Annotated in this window: 12 protein-coding genes; 10 read left to right on the top strand and 2 right to left on the bottom strand. The window is 61.9% G+C overall.

The window, feature by feature from the left end; genetic code table 11:
- The first annotated feature begins 70 nt into the window (after nt 1-70).
- From B5P46_RS31210 to B5P46_RS31175, 9 genes are all read left to right on the top strand, one after another.
- Nucleotides 71-1,714, top strand: coding sequence for an ABC transporter substrate-binding protein (locus B5P46_RS31210; RefSeq protein ID WP_129422096.1), 1,644 nt, complete (start codon nt 71-73; stop codon nt 1,712-1,714).
- Nucleotides 1,715-1,732: 18 nt separating this feature from the next.
- Nucleotides 1,733-2,800: an ABC transporter permease gene (locus tag B5P46_RS31205; protein WP_129422095.1), complete on the top strand. Its 1,068-nt coding sequence runs from the start codon at nt 1,733-1,735 to the stop codon at nt 2,798-2,800.
- Nucleotides 2,797-3,732, top strand: a complete 936-nt coding sequence (locus B5P46_RS31200) for an ABC transporter permease (RefSeq protein ID WP_129422094.1) — start codon at nt 2,797-2,799, stop codon at nt 3,730-3,732. Before B5P46_RS31205 ends, B5P46_RS31200 begins: the two co-directional genes overlap by 4 nt.
- Complete coding sequence (locus B5P46_RS31195) at nt 3,729-4,562, top strand: ABC transporter ATP-binding protein (protein WP_129422093.1); 834 nt, start codon at nt 3,729-3,731, stop codon at nt 4,560-4,562. The genes B5P46_RS31200 and B5P46_RS31195 overlap by 4 nt, the downstream gene beginning before the upstream one ends.
- Nucleotides 4,559-5,308: an ABC transporter ATP-binding protein gene (locus B5P46_RS31190; RefSeq protein ID WP_129422092.1), complete on the top strand. Its 750-nt coding sequence runs from the start codon at nt 4,559-4,561 to the stop codon at nt 5,306-5,308. The genes B5P46_RS31195 and B5P46_RS31190 overlap by 4 nt, the downstream gene beginning before the upstream one ends.
- 162 nt (nt 5,309-5,470) lie before the next feature.
- Nucleotides 5,471-5,659 carry a hypothetical protein gene (locus B5P46_RS31185; RefSeq protein ID WP_020052143.1) on the top strand — a complete coding sequence of 63 codons (189 nt, stop codon included), beginning with the start codon at nt 5,471-5,473 and terminating at the stop codon, nt 5,657-5,659.
- 127 nt (nt 5,660-5,786) lie between these two features.
- On the top strand, nt 5,787-5,951 hold the full coding sequence (locus B5P46_RS34665; protein WP_003543858.1) for a hypothetical protein: 165 nt from the start codon (nt 5,787-5,789) through the stop codon (nt 5,949-5,951).
- Between the two features lie 642 nt (nt 5,952-6,593).
- Nucleotides 6,594-15,113 (top strand): GH36-type glycosyl hydrolase domain-containing protein, encoded by an 8,520-nt coding sequence (locus B5P46_RS31180; protein ID WP_129422091.1) that lies wholly within the window; start codon nt 6,594-6,596, stop codon nt 15,111-15,113.
- Nucleotides 15,114-15,213: 100 nt separating this feature from the next.
- Complete coding sequence (locus B5P46_RS31175) at nt 15,214-16,452, top strand: OpgC family protein (RefSeq protein ID WP_129422090.1); 1,239 nt, start codon at nt 15,214-15,216, stop codon at nt 16,450-16,452.
- Nucleotides 16,453-16,501: 49 nt separating this feature from the next.
- Here B5P46_RS31175 and B5P46_RS31170 read toward each other — a convergent pair whose 3' ends face one another.
- Nucleotides 16,502-16,852: a VOC family protein gene (locus B5P46_RS31170; RefSeq protein WP_129422089.1), complete on the bottom strand. Its 351-nt coding sequence runs from the start codon at nt 16,850-16,852 to the stop codon at nt 16,502-16,504.
- 366 nt (nt 16,853-17,218) lie between these two features.
- On the opposite strand from B5P46_RS31170, the gene B5P46_RS31165 reads away from it, so the two are divergent.
- The gene (locus tag B5P46_RS31165) at nt 17,219-18,427 is read left to right on the top strand and encodes a helix-turn-helix domain-containing protein (protein WP_129422088.1); all 1,209 of its coding nucleotides are present in this window, start codon (nt 17,219-17,221) and stop codon (nt 18,425-18,427) included.
- A gap of 152 nt (nt 18,428-18,579) precedes the next feature.
- On the opposite strand, the gene B5P46_RS31160 is transcribed toward B5P46_RS31165, so the two are convergent.
- Nucleotides 18,580-20,343, bottom strand: a complete 1,764-nt coding sequence (locus tag B5P46_RS31160) for a glucan ABC transporter ATP-binding protein/ permease (RefSeq protein ID WP_129422087.1) — start codon at nt 20,341-20,343, stop codon at nt 18,580-18,582.
- Between the last annotated feature and the right edge of the window lie 21 nt (nt 20,344-20,364).

The raw sequence follows: 20,364 nt of genomic DNA, 5'->3' as shown, positions 1-20,364 counted from the left end.
AGAACGCACCATAGTTTTAATGGGCATGACCGCAAACGCTTCGTAATCAATCAAAACAGGGGAACAAACCATGATGATGACCAAGCTCAGCCGCAATTTCCGTATGCTTTCCGCGGGAGCTGCGCTTTCACTGCTGATGATGGCCGCACCCTCGGCCTTCGCCGAAACGCCGAAAGATACGCTGGTCGAAGGTTTCGCCATCGACGATATCATCACGATGGATCCGGGTGAGGCTTTCGAGCTTTCGACCGCCGAAATTACCAGCAACAGCTACAGCCTGCTCGTCCGTCTCGATATGGACGACACGTCGAAGGTGAAGGGTGATCTGGCCGAAAGCTGGAGCGTTTCCGATGACGGTCTCACCTATACGTTCAAGCTGAAGTCAGGCCTGAAATTCGCCTCCGGCAACCCGATCACCGCCGAAGACGTTGCCTGGTCGTTCGAGCGCGCCGTCAAGCTCGACAAGAGCCCGGCCTTCATCCTCACCCAATTCGGCCTGACCGGCGACAACGTCACGGAAAAGGCCAAGGCGGCCGATGCCAGCACCTTCGTCTTCACGGTCGACAAGGCCTATGCGCCAAGCTTCGTGCTCAACTGCCTGACGGCAACGGTCGCTTCCGTCGTCGACAAGAAGCTGGTGCTGGAGCATGTGAAGGCGGTGACGCCCGATGCCGATCACAAATACGACAACGACTTCGGCAACGAATGGCTGAAGACCGGCTATGCCGGCTCCGGCGCCTACAAGATGCGCGAATGGCGCGCCAACGAAGTCGTCGTGCTGGAACGCAACGACAATTATTATGGCGACAAGGCAAAGCTCAACCGCGTCATCTACCGCTACATGAAGGAAAGCGCTGCCCAGCGCCTGGCGCTCGAAGCCGGCGATATCGATATCGCCCGCAACCTCGAGCCGGGCGACATCGACGCCGTTTCGAAGAATGCCGATCTCGCGACAACGAGTGCGCCGAAGGGCACGATCTATTATGTCAGCCTGAACAACAAGAACGAGAACCTGAAAAAGCCGGAAGTCCAGGAAGCCTTCAAATATCTGGTCGATTACGATGCGATCGGCGCAACGCTGATCAAGGGTATCGGCGAGATCCATCAAACCTTCCTGCCAAAGGGTCAGCTCGGCGCACTCGACGAAAATCCTTACAAGCTCGATGTCGCCAAGGCCAAGGAACTGCTCGCCAAGGCCGGTGTACCCGACGGTTTCTCGATCACCATGGACGTGCGCAACAGCCAGCCGGTGACCGGTATCGCTGAATCCATGCAGCAGACGCTGGCGCAGGCCGGCGTGAAGATGGAAATCATCCCCGGCGACGGCAAGCAGACGCTGACCAAATATCGTGCCCGTACGCACGACATGTATATCGGCCAGTGGGGTTCGGACTATTTCGACCCGAATTCCAATGCCGACACCTTTACCGGCAATCCTGACAATTCCGATGCCGGCACGGTGAAGACGCTCGCATGGCGCAACAGCTGGGAAGCGCCGGAGCTCGACAAGCAAGCCAAGGCAGCACTTCTGGAACGCGACGCCGCCAAGCGCGCCGCCATATATCAGGACATCCAGAAGAAGTACCTGGCAAACAGCCCCTTCGTCTTCATCTTCCAGCAGACCGAGGTGGCCGGCTACCGCAAGAGCGTGAAGGACTTCAAGCTGGGTCCGAGCTTCGACACCAATTTCGTCGGTCCGATCGGCAAGGAATAGTCCGGCAGGATTGGTCGCTTGAGCACCGTCGAAACAACGCAGGAGGCGCGGCCCCGAAAGGGCCGTGCCGGCGCCTTTGCAAAGGCGCTAGGGCGGTTTCTGTTTGCCGCCGTCACCACCTATTTCGGCCTTCTGGCCGTCACCTTCTTCATCGGCCGCGTCGTGCCGATCGATCCCGTGCTCGCCATTCTCGGCGACCGCGCGCCCAACCATGTCGTCGAGCGCGTACGCCAGGAAATGGGCTTCAACCTGCCGCTCTATCAGCAGTTCTTCATCTATATCAAAGGCATCCTGTCCGGCGATTTCGGCAATTCGGTGCTGACGACCAATCCTGTCATGGTCGATATTCGCCGGGTGCTGCCGGCGACAATCGAGCTCGCAACGTTCGGAACGCTCATCGGCGCTTTCGTCGGCGTACCACTCGGCGTTCTCGCCGCGGTGCGCCGCGGCAGCCTCGCCGACCAGGTGGTGCGCGTCGTCGGCCTCGTCGGCTATTCGGTGCCGATCTTCTGGCTGGCGCTGATCTCGCTCGTCATCTTCTATGCGCAACTGCGCTGGGTGGCCTTTCCGGGCCGCATCGACATCGTCTTTGAATATACGTTCACGCCGATCACCGGCCTCTACCTCTTCGACAGCGCCTGGCAGGGGCAATGGGACGTCTTCTATGATGTCTTCCGCCACATCATCCTGCCTGCCTCGCTGCTCGGCTATTTCTCGCTCGCCTATATCAGTCGCATGACGCGCAGCTTCATGCTGAACGAGCTTTCCCAGGAATATATCGTTGCCGCGCGCGCCAAGGGGCTTTCGGAAACGCGGGTGATCTGGGGCCATGCGCTGCGCAATGCCGCCGTGCCGCTGGTCACCGTGATTGCGCTTTCCTATGCCGGCCTGCTTGAAGGATCGGTGCTGACCGAGACCGTCTTTTCCTGGCCGGGCATCGGGCTCTACATCACCAATTCGCTGCAGAATGCCGACATGAACGCCGTGCTCGGCGGCACGATCGTCATCGGTACGGTCTTCATCGGCATCAACCTTCTGTCCGATCTTCTCTACCGGACGCTTGATCCGAGGACGCGAAACCGATGACGGCCAATGCCAGCCCATCTCCTGCGATCAGCCGCCGCGAATGGCTGCTTTCCGACCGGCCGCAATCGCGCCTGCAAGCCCGCCTCGGCCGTGCCTACGTCACATGGCGGCAGTTCACGGCCAACAGGCTCGCCGTCGTCGGCCTGCTGATCATCGTGGCGCTGCTTTTCATCGCCGCCTTTGCCGATTTGCTCGCCACGCACAATCCCGTTGTCGGCGATCTGCGCAATGCCCGCCTGCTGCCGCCCGGCACGGGGGGATTCTGGCTCGGTTCGGACGACCAAGGCCGCGATATCTATTCACGGCTGATCTACGGATCGCGATTGACGCTGCTCGTCGTCGTGCTGGTCGCCGTCATCTCGGCGCCGGTCGGGCTGATCGTCGGTACGGTCTCCGGTTATGCCGGAGGCTGGGTGGATGCGACGCTGATGCGCATCACCGATATTTTCCTCGCCTTTCCGAAGCTGGTTCTGGCGCTCGCCTTCGTCGCAGCGCTCGGTCCCGGCATTCAGAACGCGATCATCGCCATCGCCATCACCTCCTGGCCGCCCTATGCCCGCATCGCGCGCGCCGAGACGCTGACGGTCCGGCGTTCAGACTATATTTCGGCGGTGAAGCTGATGGGCGCCTCGCCTTTCCGCATTATCGTGCGCCATGTCATGCCGCTCTGCATCTCCTCGCTGATCGTGCGCGTGACGCTCGACATGGCGGGCATCATCCTGACGGCTGCCGGTCTCGGTTTCCTTGGTCTGGGGGCGCAGCCGCCGCTGCCGGAATGGGGTGCGATGATCGCCTCGGGACGGCGCTTCATCCTCGATCAATGGTGGGTCGCGGCCATGCCCGGCATCGCCATCCTTATCGTCAGCCTCGGCTTCAATCTCCTCGGCGACGGCCTGCGCGACGCGCTCGATCCGAAGGAGAGCGGCCAATGACGACACTTCTGACCGTGGACAAGCTCAAGGTCAGCTATCCCACGCGCACCGGCGTGATCGAGGCCGTGCGCGACGTCTCCTTCACGCTCGGCAAGGAAAGGCTCGGCATCGTCGGCGAATCCGGTTCCGGCAAGTCGCAGACCGGACGGGCAATCATGGGTCTGACGCCGAAACACGGCGTCGTCACGGCCGAGAGGCTTAATTTCAACGGCATCGATCTCATCAATGCGTCGGCCGGCGAAAGGCGCAGGTTGCGCGGCAAGCGCATCGCCATGATCCTGCAGGATCCGAAATATTCGCTCGATCCCGTCATGTCGATCGGACGGCAGATCTGCGAAACGCTGCGCACGCACGAGAAGGTCGGCAAGGCGGAGGCGCGCGAGCGCGCGCTTGCCATGCTGGAAGCGGTGCAGATCCGCGACCCGAAACGTGTCTTCGACCTGCATCCGCACGAGGTCTCGGGCGGCATGGGGCAGCGCGCGATGATCGCCATGATGCTGATTGCCGGGCCGGAACTGCTGATTGCCGACGAGCCGACCTCGGCGCTTGACGTGACGGTGCAACTCGACGTGCTGAGGATCATGGACAGGCTGGTGTCCGAGCGCGGCATGGGGCTGATCTTCGTCTCCCACGATCTGAGGCTGGTCTCTTCCTTCTGCGATCGCGTCATCGTCATGTATGCCGGAAAGATCGTCGAGGAGTTGGCGGCCGCCGATCTCAAACATGCGCAGCATCCTTATACGCAGGGGCTGCTGAACTGCATGCCCGAGATCGGCGCGAACCGTCATCCGTTGCCAGTGCTCGACCGCAAGCCGGAGTGGGCGGCATGAGCGCAGCTCTCGAGATCGACGATCTCAGTGTCGTCTACGACCATTTTCATGCGCTGAAGGATGTCAGCATCACTGTCGAACGCGGCGAATCCTTTGGTCTCGTCGGTGAGTCCGGCTCGGGAAAATCGACCTTGCTGCGGGCCGTTGCCGGACTTGCGCCGGTCAGCGGCGGCGCGATCAACATCGATGGCGAGCCGCTGAAAGGTTCGAAACGCAGCAAAGTCTTCTACCGGCGGGTGCAAATGGTCTTCCAGGATCCTTATGGTTCGCTGCATCCGCGCCAGACGATCGACCGGCTTCTGCTCGAACCGCTAGCAATCCACGGCATCGCCGACGGCGAGAAGCGGATCGCCCGCGCGCTTGACGAGGTCGGCCTCGGCAATGGTTTCCGTTTCCGCTACCCGCACCAGCTCTCCGGCGGCCAGCGCCAGCGCGTGGCGATCGCCCGGGCTTTGATCGTGGAACCGTCGATCCTGCTGCTCGACGAGCCGACATCGGCGCTCGACGCCTCGGTGCAGGCCGAGGTGCTGAACCTGCTGGAAGAGATCCGGCGCGACCGCAAGCTCACCTTCGTGATGGTCAGCCATGATCTCGGTGTCGTCACCCATATGTGTGAAAGGCTCGCCGTGATGCGCAACGGCGCCGTCGTCGAGCGGCTGAGCTCGCAGGAACTGGCGCAAGGCGCGGTTCACGAGGATTATACGAGAAATTTGATGATCGCGAGCAAGGGTTTCGTCAAAGCCTGAAAGTCAATCTTTTCAAACCGTTGAAAAGAAAAGACCGGCGGCGGTGTTAAGGATAATGCTTCCCTAAAAGACGACCATTCAGCTAGACTATTGACAGCTGCCTCGCTTCTGTCATGATCCCGTTAACGATTGTTAGCTTTCGTGATCGATGGAGGTTGATGCATGTTCTTTCTCGGTGGGATGACCATGGGTTACCTCGATCCTCCTGTTCGAGCCGATCGCCGGGAACAGATTTCGGCATCCATTCCTGCGGAAAAGGACCGTCGGCTGATCGAGACTTCCTCCAACCCGTCGCAGAACGAGAACGCCGTCGAGCGCTCGTTGATCTGGGCATGGCGCACGCTCTGCTAAAAGGGCTGGTTGAATTTTCTCTTCCGCTCGCTCTGGACGGAAATTTATCTCTACCTACTTGATAGAGAAAATAAGAATATAAGCGCGAGCCGCACAACCGGCCGCACGAGAACAACGGAGGCGACATATGGCAGATCTGGGTATTTCGCATGCTCACGTGAACCAGTATGGTTCCGTACCGACCAAGAAGCCGCTGACCACGCGCCACAGGCTTCAGACGATGCTCCATGGAGCGATCTTCACTGCGGCATTCCTGTTCGTCGTAGCCATGGTTTGCGGGGTCGTCGGGTAACCCGACGGGTGATGAGCGTCGGCAGATGCCGGCGCTGCGGCGGTTTCCGCCTGAATTCCGGAACATTTAATTTGTCTCGGCATTCTCCTGACGCTCGAATGTCAAAAGGAGAGTGGTCACGAGACATTTTGTTGTGGTGATCGGGCATTCCGATCCCATCATTCTTCTATACTTTTTTCACACCATCCAAAACACGCCCGAGTGACCTTGATCTCGAGCGGAAGCGGCGTGGGCCACAACCGCCCAAATCGCCACCAGACGCATGGTCAGGCGATCATGCGTCTTTCGTTTTTCTGGAATCGAAGAGCTCTTGCATTGCCGGAACCAGGTGCCGGTATTTCGGTCATTTCCACTGCCCAGACAAGCTCGCCGGGCGGCGGCGCATGCCTCTTGACTTGAATTTTCCCGAGGGTGTCCAAATTTTCGACATGGCTTTCGCGCAGAGGGTATCGATGGTCTTGATCCCGTCGGGTCACGTCCTGAACAGGGCGTAGCCCGTTTGCATTGCTTGGCCCGAGTGTCGTTCACCCCGGCTTCATCGATCTTTGAAGAATAGGGCTCCGTTCATGTAGCAGTCATGATAAGCAGTGCAAAAGGCTGAGCAAAACAGCCATAACTTTGTTTGGATCCAGAACCGAACCCATGTCTATTTCTCATCTTTCTCCGAGCCTTCCGCGCGAACCCGATATGAAGCAGATCGATCACAACGGTTCGATCCGTTCGACCTATCTTTCGATCGAGGACATCAAGGCGATGGGCGATGCGGTCGCCCGCAACGGCGTCGACCAACTGCCGGCTTTCGCACCTTTTGATTTCTTCGCGCGCCATAAGGAAAACGAGAAGGAAATCCTGCGCGTCTACCGGACCACGGCGACCGACGTCGAGGCCGGCGAGACGATCACGCCGGCGGCAGAATGGCTGCTGGACAATCACTATATCGTCGAAGAGGCGATCCAGGAGGTGCGGCGCGACTTCCCTCGCCGTTTCTATCGCGAATTGCCGACCATGGTCGTCGGCGGCGTCGAGGTACCGCGGACCCTTGTGCTTGCCTGGCTCTATGTCGCCCATACCCACAGCACGATCTCGCAGGAAAGTCTGACCGCGCTGGTCGACGGCTTCCAGGCCAGCGAGACGCTCAGGATCGGCGAACTCTGGGCGTTGCCCTCCCTCGTGCGCTACGTGCTCGTGGAAAACCTTCGCCGCATTTCGAGCCGTGTCGAAGCCAGCCGCCGGCTGCGCCGCCGCGCCAACGAGGCGGCCGACGAATTGGTGCGCCTGACGGACCCAGCCGGGGCGGCCGCCTATCTGAAGACGCTGGAACCGCTTGCCGAAGACAATACCTTCTCGACGCAGTTCCTCTATCGCCTGCGCGACGGCTCGCAGACATCGAGCCTGGCGATCACCTGGCTCGACGAGCGGCTGGAAGAGCTCGGCCGCAACACCGAAGAGGCAACGACGGCCGAACACAGCCGGCTCTCTTCCGGCAATGTGACGATGGGCAACATCATCCGCAGCCTTCGCGAGATCGACGATGCCGAATGGTCGGTCTGGGTCGAGCAGGTCAGCCATGTCGACAAGCTGCTCTGGGAGCATTCGGATTACGGCATCCTCGATTCCGGCTCGCGCAACAAATATCGCAAACAGATCGAGAAGCTGGCCAAGCGCTCGCCGCTGTCGGAAATGGAAATCGCCCAGTTGGCGCTCGACATGACCGATGCCGCCAAGGCCTCCGACGAGCCGCAGCCGCATGAACCGAATGTCGGCGGCTTCCTGTCGGGCGCACAGCGGCCGAAGCTCGAGGCGCGGGCGAATTATCGCCCGACGGTCACCCAGCATTTCGTGCGCGCCGTGCGCCGGTTCAACTGGCTGGCGATTGCCGTGCCCGTCATGCTGCTGACGGTCATCGCCATGGCGATCGTCGGCAAGTTCATGGCGAATGCCGGCATGGGTGCGGTCGAAATCGCCCTGCTGCTGATCATGTTCTCAGTGCCGGCGTCGGAGGGGGCGACAGGTCTCTTCAACACCTTGCTATCCTTCTTCGTGACGCCGGCGCGCCTCGTCGGCTACGAGTTCAAGGAAGGCATTCCGGAAGATGCGCGCACGCTGCTCGTCGTGCCCTGTCTGATCTCGAACCGTGACAGCGTCGACGATCACGTGCGCAATCTCGAGGTTCATTATCTCGCCAATCCGCGCGGCGAGATCTATTTCGCGATGCTCAGCGACTGGCCGGACAGCGACGTCGAGGAAACGCCTGCCGATCTCGAGGTTCTCGACTATGCGCGACGCGAGATCGCCAATCTCTCCGCCCGCTATGCCTATGACGGCAAGACGCGTTTCTATCTGTTGCATCGCCGCCGCCTCTACAATCCCTCGGAAGGCGTGTGGATGGGCTGGGAGCGCAAGCGCGGCAAGCTGCACGAGCTGAACATGCTTCTGCGCGGCGACCGCGACACGACCTACCTGCCGGGCGCCAATACCGTGCCGGCCAATGTGCAATATGTCATGACGCTCGATGCCGATACGCGCCTGATGCGCGATGCCGTCACCAAGCTCGTCGGCAAGCTCTATCATCCGATCAACCGCCCGGTCATCAATCCGAAAACCGGCCGCGTCGAAAGCGGCTATGGCGTGCTGCAGCCGCGTGTCACGCCGTCGCTGACGACGGGCAAGGACGCGTCGGTCTTCCAGCGCGTTTTTTCGATCAACCGCGGCCTCGATCCTTACGTCTTCACCGTTTCCGACGTCTATCAGGATCTCGCCGGCGAAGGCACCTTCACCGGCAAGGGCCTTTACCATGTCGATGCCTTCGAAGCGTCGCTGAAGGGCCGGATCGACGAGAACTCCGTGCTCAGCCACGATCTTCTCGAAGGTTCGATGGCGCGTTGCGCGCTCGTCACCGATCTCGAACTGGTCGAGGATTTCCCGATCCGCTATGAGGTGGAAACCTCGCGGCAGCATCGCTGGGCGCGCGGCGACTGGCAGCTTCTCCCCTACATGTTCAATCCGAAATACGGCGTCACGGCACTCGGCCGCTGGAAGATGTTCGACAATCTGCGCCGCTCGCTGACGCCGATCGCCTGGTTCTTCGCCTCCGTGCTCGGCTGGTATTTCATGGGTCCGCTCGGCGCGCTCATCTGGCAGATTCTGCTGATCTTCTGCCTCTTCGTCGCGCCGACGCTGTCGCTCATCAACGGCATCATCCCGCGCACCAGCGATATCATCGCCCGCGCCCATCTCTATACTGTCTGGTCCGATATTACCGCCGCCAATGCGCAGGTTGCGCTGCGCATCGTCTTCATCGCCGATTCGGCTTGCATGATGGCGGATGCGATCGGCCGTTCGCTCTACCGCCTGTTCGTCAGCCGCAAGCTGATGCTGCAATGGCGGACCGCCGCCAGCGTTCAGGCCGGCGGCCAGGGCACGTTGATCTCCTACTACAAGGCGATGTGGCATGCACCGGCGCTGGCTCTGCTGGCACTCGGTTTTGCTGCGCTTCCCGGCGATAACGCTTTCCTCGTCGGCATTCCCTTCGCGCTGCTCTGGATATTATCGCCGGTTGTGGCCTGGTATGTCAGCCAGTCGGCGGAGACCGAGGACCGGCTCGAGGTCGCCGATTCCGTGTCGAGCGAACTGCGCAAGATCGCCCGGCGCACCTGGCGTTATTTCGAGACCTTCACGACGGCCGAGCAGAACTATCTGCCGCCGGACAATGTCCAGGAAACGCCGCATGTGATCGTCGCGGCGCGCACCTCGCCGACCAATATCGGCGTCTATCTGCTTTCCGTCGTTTCCGGCCGGCATTTCGGCTGGTTCTCCTTCGAGGAGACGCTCGAGCGGCTGGAGCAGACGATCGCGACGATCGATAGAATGGAGAAATTCCGCGGTCACCTGTTCAACTGGTACCACACCGATACACTGCAGACGCTTGGCCCCCGTTACGTCTCGGCCGTCGACAGCGGCAATCTCGCCGGTCATCTGATCGCCATTTCGTCGGCCTGCCGCAACTGGGCCGAGGCGCCGTCCGCCCATATGCAGGGCAATCTCGACGGCGTCGGCGACACGGCCGGCATTCTCGGCGAAGTGCTGGCGGACCTGCCCGACGATCGCAAGACCGTGCGCCCGCTGCGCCGACGCCTGGAGGAGCGCATCGTCGGCTTCCAGAACGCGCTTGCCGCCGTCAAGCGCGAGCACGAATTCGCCTCGATCCGCATCATCAATCTCGCCGTTCTCGCGCGCGACATCGAGAAGCTCGCCGCCAATCTCGACCATGAGGTCAAGTCGAAGCAGAGCGAAGAGGTCACCCTGTGGGCGGCATCGCTGGTGAAGGTCTGCGAGGCGCATATTTCCGACAGCACCTTCGATCTTTCCAAGGTCGATGCGCTGAGGCCGCGGCTGGTGGCGCTGCGCGACAAGGCGCGCGATCTCGCCTTCTCGATGGATTTCGGCTTCCTGTTCCGGCCGGAGCGGCGTCTGCTGTCGATCGGCTACCGCGTCGAAAGCGGTGAACTCGACCAGGCCTGCTATGACCTTCTCGCCTCGGAATGCCGCCTGACCAGCCTCTTCGGCATCGCCAAGGGTGATCTGCCGACGGAACACTGGTACCGCCTCGGCCGCCAGGTCGTGCCTGTGGGGTCACGCGGTGCGCTGGTTTCCTGGTCCGGCTCGATGTTCGAATATCTGATGCCGCCGCTCGTCATGCAGGAGCGCGGTGGGGGTATTCTCAACCAGACCAACAATCTGGTCGTCGTCGAGCAGATGAATTACGCCCGCAAGCTCGGTATTCCCTGGGGCATTTCGGAAGCGGCCTTCAATGCCCGCGACCATAACCTCAATTATCAGTACACGAATTTCGGCGTGCCGACGCTCGGCCTGAAGCGCGGTCTCGGCCACAATGCCGTCATCGCGCCTTACGCCTCGCTGCTCGCCGCCCAGTACGACCCGCCGGGGGCGCTTGAAAACCTGCAGAGGCTGCGCAAGGTCGGTGCGCTTGGCAAGTTCGGCTTCCACGACGCCGTCGACTTCACGCCGACGCGCGTGCCGGAAGGCAAGAAATGCGCGGTGGTCTACAATTATTATGCCCACCATCACGGCATGTCGATCGCGGCGGTCGCCAACGTTGCCTTCAACGGGCATCTGCGCGAGCTCTTCCACGCCGATCCCGTCATCGAGGCGGCAGAGCTCCTGCTGCAGGAAAAGGCGCCGCGCGACATTCCTGTCATGAGCGGCAAGCATGAATCCGACACGCCGGCCAGCATCCAGGACGATCTCCTGCGGCCGGAACTCCGGAAGATCAGCGATCCGGCTTCGCGCGACCGCGAACTCGTGTTCCTGTCGAACGGCCATTATTCGCTGATGCTGACGGCGACGGGCGCCGGCTATTCCCGCTGGAACGGCCTTGCCGTATCGCGTTGGAAAGCCGATCCGACCGAAGACCGCTGGGGCAGCTTCATCTTCCTGCGCGATACCGCCACCAATGAATGGTGGTCCACAAGCGCCGAGCCGAAGGGTGTCGAAGGCGAAAAGATCAAGGTCGAATTCGCCGACGAGAAGGCGCAGTTCACCAAGACGGTCGGCGACCTCACCAGCGAGGTAGAGTGCATCATCGCGACCGAGCATGATGCCGAGGCCCGCCGCGTCACCCTGCTCAACATGGGCACGGAAGACCGTTTCATCGAGGTCACCTCCTATCTCGAACCGGTGATTACCTCCGACGATACCGACAATGCGCATCCGGCATTCGCCCGCATGTTCGTCAAGACAGAGATCGGCAAGCGCGGCGACGTCATCCGCGCCGAACGCAACAAGCGCGATCCGAACGAGCCGAACATCAGCATCGCACATCTGATCGTCGACAACGCCGGCGACACCCGCCATACCGAATTCGAGACCGACCGGCGCAAGTTCATCGGCCGTGGCCGCAGCCTTGCCGATGCGGCCGCCTTCGATCCAGGTGCTACGCTTTCCGGCAGCGACGGCTTCATGCTCGATGCCGTGATGTCGCTGCGTCGAACCGTCCGCGTACCGGCCGGCAAGAAAGTCAGCGTGATCTTCTGGACGATTGCGGCGCCAAGCCGCGAGGAAGTCGACAAGGCGGTCAATCGCTACCGTCATCCCGATGCCTTCACTCACGAGCTCGTCCAGGCCTGGACACGCACGCAGGTGCAGATGCGCCATGTCGGCGTCACCTCGCAGCAGGCGGCGGCCTTCCAGCATCTCGGACGCTATCTCGTCTATCCCGACATGCAACTGCGCAAGGACGAGGCGACCGTCGAGGCCGGCCTGCAGTCGCAATCGGCGCTCTGGCCGCTGGCGATCTCCGGCGACTTCCCGATCTTCACGCTGCGCATCAACGACGACATGGATCTCGACATCGCCCGCGAGGCGCTGCTGGCGCAGGAATATCTGCGCTCGCGCGGCGTCACCGCCGATCTCGTCATCATGAACGAACGCGCCTCTTCCTATGCGCAGGACATGCAGCATGCGCTCGACGCCATGTGCGAAAACGTGCGCCGCATGGGCCAGGCCGACGGATTGCGCCAGCATATCTTTGCGGTTCGCAAGGACTTGATGGAGGAAAGCACCTACCATGCGCTGATCGCGGCTTCCCGCGTCACGCTGCATACCAAGAACGGCAAGGTGGTCGACCAGATCAACCGCGCCGTCGCGCTGTTTGCACCCTCCAAGGAGGAGCTGCAGGAGATGGAACGGGTCGAGCGCAACAAAGCCCCCGTCAAGCGTATCGCGCCGGTGCCGCCAGCTGTCGTGCCGGCCGTCGTCATCGAGGAGGAAGGCGATCTCGACTTCTGGAACGGCATCGGCGGCTTTGCCCGCGACGGACGCGAATATGTCGTTCGGCTGCCTGGAGGTCATGCGACGCCGCAGCCCTGGATCAATGTCATCTCCAATGACAGATTCGGCTTCCACGTGTCGGCCGAGGGCTCCGGCTTCACCTGGAGCGCCAATTCGCGCGACTATCAGTTGACCTCCTGGTCGAACGATGCCGTGGTCAACCGTTCGGGCGAGGCGTTCTATCTCACCGATCTGGACAGCGGTGCCGTCATGACGCCGTTTGCAGCGCTTTCCCCCCGTCCGGACATCCGTTTCGAAGCTCGCCACGGGCTCGGTTATTCCGTCTTCTCCAGCGTTCAGCACGAGATCGCGCTCGAGTTGACGCAGACGATCGACCGCGAAAAGCCTGTGAAACTGCAGCGCCTGCGCCTGCGCAACACCGGTTCGGCCAGCCGTAAGCTGCGTCTCTACGGTTATGTCGAATGGGTCCTCGGCAGCAATCCGGCACGCACAGTGCCTTTCATCTTGTCGAGCCATGACGAGGAGACGGGGGCGCTGTTTGCCACTAATCCCTACAGCATCGATTTTTCCAACCGCACCGCCTTTTTCGCGGCGAGCGAGACGCTTTCGAGCTTCTCGGCAAGCCGGCGCGAATTCATCGGCAAGGCGGGAACGATCCAGACGCCGCAGGCCGTCACCTCCGCCGCTGCCCTTTCCGGTACGACCGATCTCGACGGTGATCCGGCTGCGGCTGTTGCGATCGACATCGAGCTCGGCGCCGGCGAGGAGCGCGACTTCACCTTCTTCCTCGGCGATACGCCGACGGAAGAAGAAGCGCGCGCCGTCATCGCCGATATCCGCAAGGCTTCGTTCGACGATGCCGTCGAGGCAAACCGCGCCTTCTGGCGGGACTTCACCGGCAGGCTGCAGATATCGACGCCGGATCGCGGAATGAACAATCTCGTCAACACCTGGCTGCCGTATCAGAGCCTCGGCTGCCGCATCATGGCTCGCACCGCCTTCTACCAGGCAAGCGGCGCCTTCGGCTTCCGCGACCAGCTGCAGGACACCCTGGCCTTCGTGCTGCACGAACCCTCGCTTGCCCGCCGGCAGATCCTGAATGCCGCTTCGCGGCAATTCCGCGAAGGCGATGTACAGCATTGGTGGCTGCCCGGAACGGGTGCGGGCGTGCGCACGCTGATCTCGGACGACGTCGTCTGGCTCAGCTATGCAATCCATCACTATTGCAGCGTCACCGGCGACAAAGACGTGCTCGACGAGGAGATCGCCTTCCTGGAAGGGCCGGCACTGCTCGAAGGCCAGCACGACTCGTTCTACAAGCCGGAAATTTCCGAGGACAAGGCGAGCGTCTACGAACACGCGGCGCTGGCGCTCGATCTCGCCATCGCTCGCAAGGGGGCAAACGGTCTGCCGCTGTTCCTTGGCGGCGACTGGAACGACGGCATGAACCGCGTCGGCATCGGCGGGCGCGGCACTAGCGTCTGGCTCGGCTGGTTCCTGGCGGGGGCATTGCGCTCCTTCATTCCCTATGCCGAAGAGCGCGGCGACACGGCCCATGCGGAGCGCTGGTCGGCGCATCTTACCGAGCTGAAGAAGGCGCTCGAAACTGCGGCCTGGGATGGCGGCTACTATCGCCGCGGCACGTTCGACGACGGTACGCTGCTCGGCTCCCGCGAAAGCCTCGAGTGCCAGATCGATTCGATCGCGCAGTCCTGGAGCGTGCTGTCGGGCGAGGGCGATCCCGCGCGCGCTGTTACGGCGATGGAAGCCGTGCTCGATCAGCTGGTCGACGAGGATGCCCGCATCATCCGGCTGTTCACGCCGCCTTTCGCCAATTCCGCCAAGGATCCCGGCTATATCAAGGCCTATCCGCCGGGCGTGCGCGAAAACGGCGGACAATATACCCATGCCGCGACCTGGGTTGTGATGGCGCTGGCGGAGCTGAAGCGGGGCGACGATGCCTTCCGCTGCTTCCAGATCCTCAATCCGATCACCCATGCGTTCGACAAGGCTTCAGCGGAGCAATACCGCGTCGAACCCTATGTCGTGGCAGCCGACGTCTACGGACATGAGCCCTATACGTCGCGCGGCGGCTGGACCTGGTATACCGGGTCAGCCGGCTGGCTCTACCGGGCCGCCGTCGAGGGCATCCTCGGTATCCGGCTGAAGGACGGCCGGCTCTATGTGCGCCCGTCGCTCCCTTCCGAATGGGACGGTTTTGCGGCAGAGGTGGAGCAAGGCGGCGGCAAATACCGCATTTCGGTCTCAAAAGCGTCCAATGACAGCGGCTACACTCTGTCGATCAACGGCTGCGAAGTCACCGATCCCGAAGAGGGATATCCGCTCGGATAACAGCGTTCTCCACGCTGAAAAACACGGCGATTCGCGACGGCCAAAAGGGAACCCTTTTGGCCGTCGTCGCGTTTGCAAATCGGATAATAAGGAGAGACTCATGGCAAGCACGCCGACCGAAGCCATCGTCACGGGGCGCAGTTCCCTATCCGCAGCTGCGCCAGTGCGTGACACGAGGCTGGACGTCTTGCGCGGTGTGGCCCTGATCATGATCTTCATCAATCATGTTCCCGGACAGATCTTCGAATATGTGACGACGAAGAATTTCGGTTTCTCCGATGCCGCCGAAGCCTTCGTGCTGATCTCGGGCATTGCCGTCGGCCTTGCCTATGGGTCCCGCTTCCAGCCGGGCAACCGGCTCACGGTGGCGATCAAGGCGGTAAAGCGCGCCTTCACGCTCTATCTCGCCCATATGATCACCACCTTCATGACGCTGGCGCTGTTCATCTGCGGTGCCTGGCTGTTCCATCGGCCGGGATTGCTGGTTGAAATCAATATCCTGGCGGTTCTGATGAACCTGAAGGAAGGTATTCCGGCGCTGCTCCTGCTCGGCCACCAGATCGGCTACAACAATATCCTGCCGATGTACGGCGCGCTGATGCTGATGGTGCCGATCATCCTGCTGTTGAATGCGCGTAGCCCTTGGCTGGCGCTCGGCGTATCGGCCACGGTCTGGCTGCTTGCGGGCATCTATGAAGTGGCGCCGCACAACATGCTGATCGAGAGCTACTGGTTCCTCAATCCGCTCTCCTGGCAGTTCCTGTTTTCGATCGGCATCGTCTCGATGCTGCATATCAAGCGCGGCGGCACGATCCCGCAGCATCCGCTGCTGCTGACCGCTGCCGCCGGTTACGTCATGCTGTCCTTCATCTGGGTGACCGGCCATCTCTGGATTTTCGGCAACTCGCTGGCAGCACTTGGCCTGCCGACAGTCATCACCGGTTTCGACAAGACCTTCCTGTCGCTGCCGCGGCTGCTGCATGTGCTGGCGCTGACCTATCTCGTTATCAGCATCCCGGCGCTCTCGCGCATCCTGCGACGTCCTGCCGACCATCCGCTGACGATCCTCGGCCGTCATTCGCTGAACATCTTCGTCGCCGGCACGATCCTCGCCATGATCGGCCAGGTGGTGCTCTACATCACCAATAAGGACCAACTGATCGGTCCGCTCTTCGTGATTGCAGGGATCGCGATACAATTCGCCTATGCCTATTATCTCGAGCGCAAGCGCCAGCAGGGCAAGGTCAAGGGGAAACTTGTCGCCGATACCGCCACCATCCCCGTTCCCGTCCGCATTGGCGGGACGGCAAATGCCTATCGCCGGAACGATCGGAAATAGGGCTCGGATTTGCCCGACATGAAGGAGCCGGCGGCCGATGGCCGCCGGCTCAATTGTGAATGAGGATGTTCACCAACTTGCCGAAGGGATCGCGTACATAGAAGCGCCTGACGCCCCAAGGCTCGTCGGCCGGGCCGTACTCGATCGGGAAGCCTGAGGCCGACATCGCTTCGAAAGCAGCATCGAGGTCGTCGACCTCGATCGAGAGGTCCGGCACCTCCGTTCCGGAACCGCCTTCACTGGCGATGCTGAGCTGAACGTTCATCGAGCGCGCGGCGCCGAACGTCGTGATCCACCCGTGATCCATGATGACGTCAAGACCAAGGATATCCTGATAGAAGCGTCGGGCCAGGGTGATATCCGCTGCCTGGATATTGGCGACGATGCGCAGGACCTTCATGGGTTTGCTCCCTATGCTCGTTGACTGGCGAAGGTTAGGGAAGATCGGCGGGGTGATCAATCCGCCCTGGGAAGCGGAGACGTTGCTGCGTGTGATACCCTCCTCTACCCTGCCGGGCATCTCCCCACAAGGAGGGAGATCGGCAAGGAGCTTGCTCCCCGTGAGGCGTCAACCGCTCCGGTTGGCGTGCTAAATCCCTTTCAGTTTAGATTCATGTGACGGCTAGTTGTTTGGGGAAGCCGTCGCGCCCATCCAATCTCCCCACCTGTGGGGGAGATGCCCGGCATGTGTCCGACCCGGATAGATAGGTAACAGAACGGACCGTTTACATAGGTGACAGTTCTCTGACAGCCGGGAGGCCCGGCGATGGTTTGGAGAGAGACTGGCATCATGGACGAGCGGCTGCGCTTTGTTGGGGAATGTCTTGCGGGCGAGGAGACGATGACGGCGCTGTGTGCGGCCTACGGGATATCGCGCAAGACGGGCTACAAATGGTTGGAGCGGTATCGGGCGCTCGGGCCTGCGGGGCTTATCGACCTGCCGCGGGCGCCGCTTGAGCACGGGCGGGCAACGGTGGCGGAGCTGGTGGCGCGGATCGTGGCGGAGAAGGAGGCGAATCCGCAGTGGGGGCCGAAGAAGGTGCTGGCGCGGCTGAAGCGGTCGGCGCCGCAGCTTTGCTGGCCGGCGGCCTCGACGATAGGCGAGATCCTGAAGCGCCACGGGCTGGTCGGGCGCCGGCGGCATCGCTGGCGGGCGGCTGGTTGCGGCCCGTTCGCGCCGGCCAACGGGCCCAATGCGGTGTGGAGCGCCGATTACAAGGGCTGGTTCCGGACCCGCGATGAGCGGCGCTGCGAGCCACTGACGGTGATGGATACGGCGAGCCGCTTTCTGCTGGCGCTGGAAGCCTGCGCGACGCCGGCCGAGGCAGAGGCCTGGCCGGTGTTCGAGCGGCTGTTTGCCGAGCACGGACTGCCGGAGCGCTTTCGCAGCGACAACGGTTCGCCCTTCGCGGCGATCGGCGTCACCGGGCTGACGACGCTTGCTGTCCGGTTCATCAAGCTCGGCATCGGCCTGGAGCGCATCCAGCCGGGCAAACCGCAGCAGAATGGCCGCCACGAACGCTTCCATCTGACGATGCTGCCGCTGGCCATGGCGCCGGAGGTCGACCATGCCGCGCAGCAGGCGGTCTTTGACGCATTTCGCCAGAATTACGACGCCGAGCGTCCACACGAGGCGCTCGCTATGGACGTGCCTGCTGATCATTACCGACCGTCACTGCGGCCCCTGCCCGACCACCTGCCTGAACCGGACTATCCGGCCGAGGCGGCGGTGCGCCGGGTGCGCTCCAATGGCGAGATCAAATGGAACGGCGACCTCGTCTATGTCGCAGCAGCGCTGGCCGGCGAGATCGTGGCGATCGAGGAGAGTGAAGCGGGCATCTGGACGCTACGCTTCCATGCCCATCCGCTCGGCATCATCGACAAGAAGACCAAGCGGCTTGTCCGCCCCAGCGCCCTGCAACCCCGACCAGCCGGCGCAGGGGCGGACACTGGTTTACAAGGGGGAGAACTGTAACCCATCTATCCGGTTCAATCTGTTACCCATCTATCGGCTGGACACAGGGCAGAGGGGGGTGTCACACGGTAAGGCGCCGCTTCCAGGGCTCAGCCAAACAAAAAGGCCGGAAGGGCGTCACCCTTCCGGCCTTTATCTTGAACCCGAACCGATCAGGCGGCTTCGGTGGTATGGGCCTTGCGGACCTCTTCGTCCGTCAGGATGCCGCTGGCGCGCAGCAGGGCGGCGAAGCGGCCGTTGCTGTGGCTGAGTTCGTCGAAGCTTCCCTGTTCGACGACACGGCCGTCATCCAGGAAGAGCACCATATCGGCTTCGCGGACCGTCGACAGGCGGTGGGCGATGATGAAGGTGGTGCGGTTCTGGCGCAGATTGTCGATCGCGGCCTTGACGCGGGCTTCGGTCTCGACGTCGAGCGCCGAGGTCGCCTCGTCGAGCACCAGGATCGGCGCGTCCTTGAGGATGGCGCGGGCGATCGCGATGCGCTGGCGCTCGCCGCCGGAGAGCTTGTTGCCGCGTTCACCGACATGCGTATCGTAGCGATCCTCACGGGTCTCGATGAAGTCGGCAGCGGCGGCGGCTTCTGCTGCACGGCGCATTTCCTCTTCACTGGCGCCTTCACGGCCAAGGCGGATGTTGTCGCTGATCGAACGGTTCAGCAGGCCCGCATCCTGGAAGACGGTGGCGATGTGGCGACGCAGCGACTTGCGGGTCACCTTGGTGATATCGGTGCCGTCGACGAGGATCTTGCCGCCCTGGGCATCATAGACACGCTGCAGCAGGTTGACGAGCGTCGTCTTGCCGGCGCCGGTCGGGCCGACGATCGCGACCGTCTGGCCTGCCTTCACCGAGAAGGAGACGTTGTGCAGGCCCTGCGAGCTGTTGCCGAAGCCGAAGGACACGTCGCGGAACTCGATCGCACCCTTGACGTCCTTGATCTCGCCGTTGCCGGCCGGCTCTTCACGTTCACGCACCGAGTCTTCCAGCGCATAGAATTCCTCGAGCTTGGAACGGGCCTCGAAAATCTGCGTAGCGAACTGGCGCATCAGGTCGAGACGGCCGATCAACAGGTTGGCAAAGCCGATGAAGGCGATGACGTCGCCGACGCGCAACTGGCCGGCCTGGACGAGCATAGTGCCGATGATCAGGACCACCATCATCGCGATCGTCGACGCCATACGGTTCAGTGCGCTGGCGATCGCCCACCAGTCGAGGACCGGATATTGGGCTTCGAGCAGACGGTCGGCAAAGGATTTCAGCGCCCTGGTTTCAGCCTCGATGCGGTTGTAGCTGTGCAGGACCGAAACGTTGCTGATCGAGTCGCTGACATGCGAGAAGACCGTGTGATAATGGTTCTCGACCGAAGCCTGGCCGTCCTTGGTGCGGCTCATGACGGCGCGGCCGATCAGCCAGTAGGCGATGGCGAGCACCATGAGCACGGCGGAAAGGCGCAGGTCCATCGACATTGCGGTCGGTATCAGAAGGGCAAGCGCGATGACCGTCGACAGGTGGTTGCGCATGAACTCCAGCCAGAGGCCAAATAGCGTCTCGCAGGCGCGCAGCAATGTATGCAGCGCGTTGGAGGTACCACGCTGATGGTGCCAGCCGAGCGGCATGGAAATGATGCGGCCGAAGGCTTCCGTCAACAGCGTCGCCCGCCGGCCATGCGCCAACCGGTCGGCCTCGCGGGCCACCAGGACGAAGGCAATGGTGTTGAAGACGGCGAAAGTCGCCCACATGAAGAGGATGGGCTTGACCTCACCCTTGCCCGAAATCGCATCGATGATGCGACCGAACAGGATCGGCTCCGCGATGGTGATCGTCGCAAGAACAATGTTTGCGACAACGACCAGGGATACGCGCAGCTTGTAGGCGCTAAGATAGCGCAGAGCCCTTGCATAGACCTTGAATAGCGTCACGTGGAACCTCTTGTGCATCTG

This window comes from Rhizobium leguminosarum (genome assembly GCF_004123835.1).
GTDB lineage: Bacteria > Pseudomonadota > Alphaproteobacteria > Rhizobiales > Rhizobiaceae > Rhizobium > Rhizobium leguminosarum_M.
The sequence above is the reverse complement of the archived record's forward strand: the minus strand, read 5'-3'. Positions and strand labels throughout refer to the sequence as shown.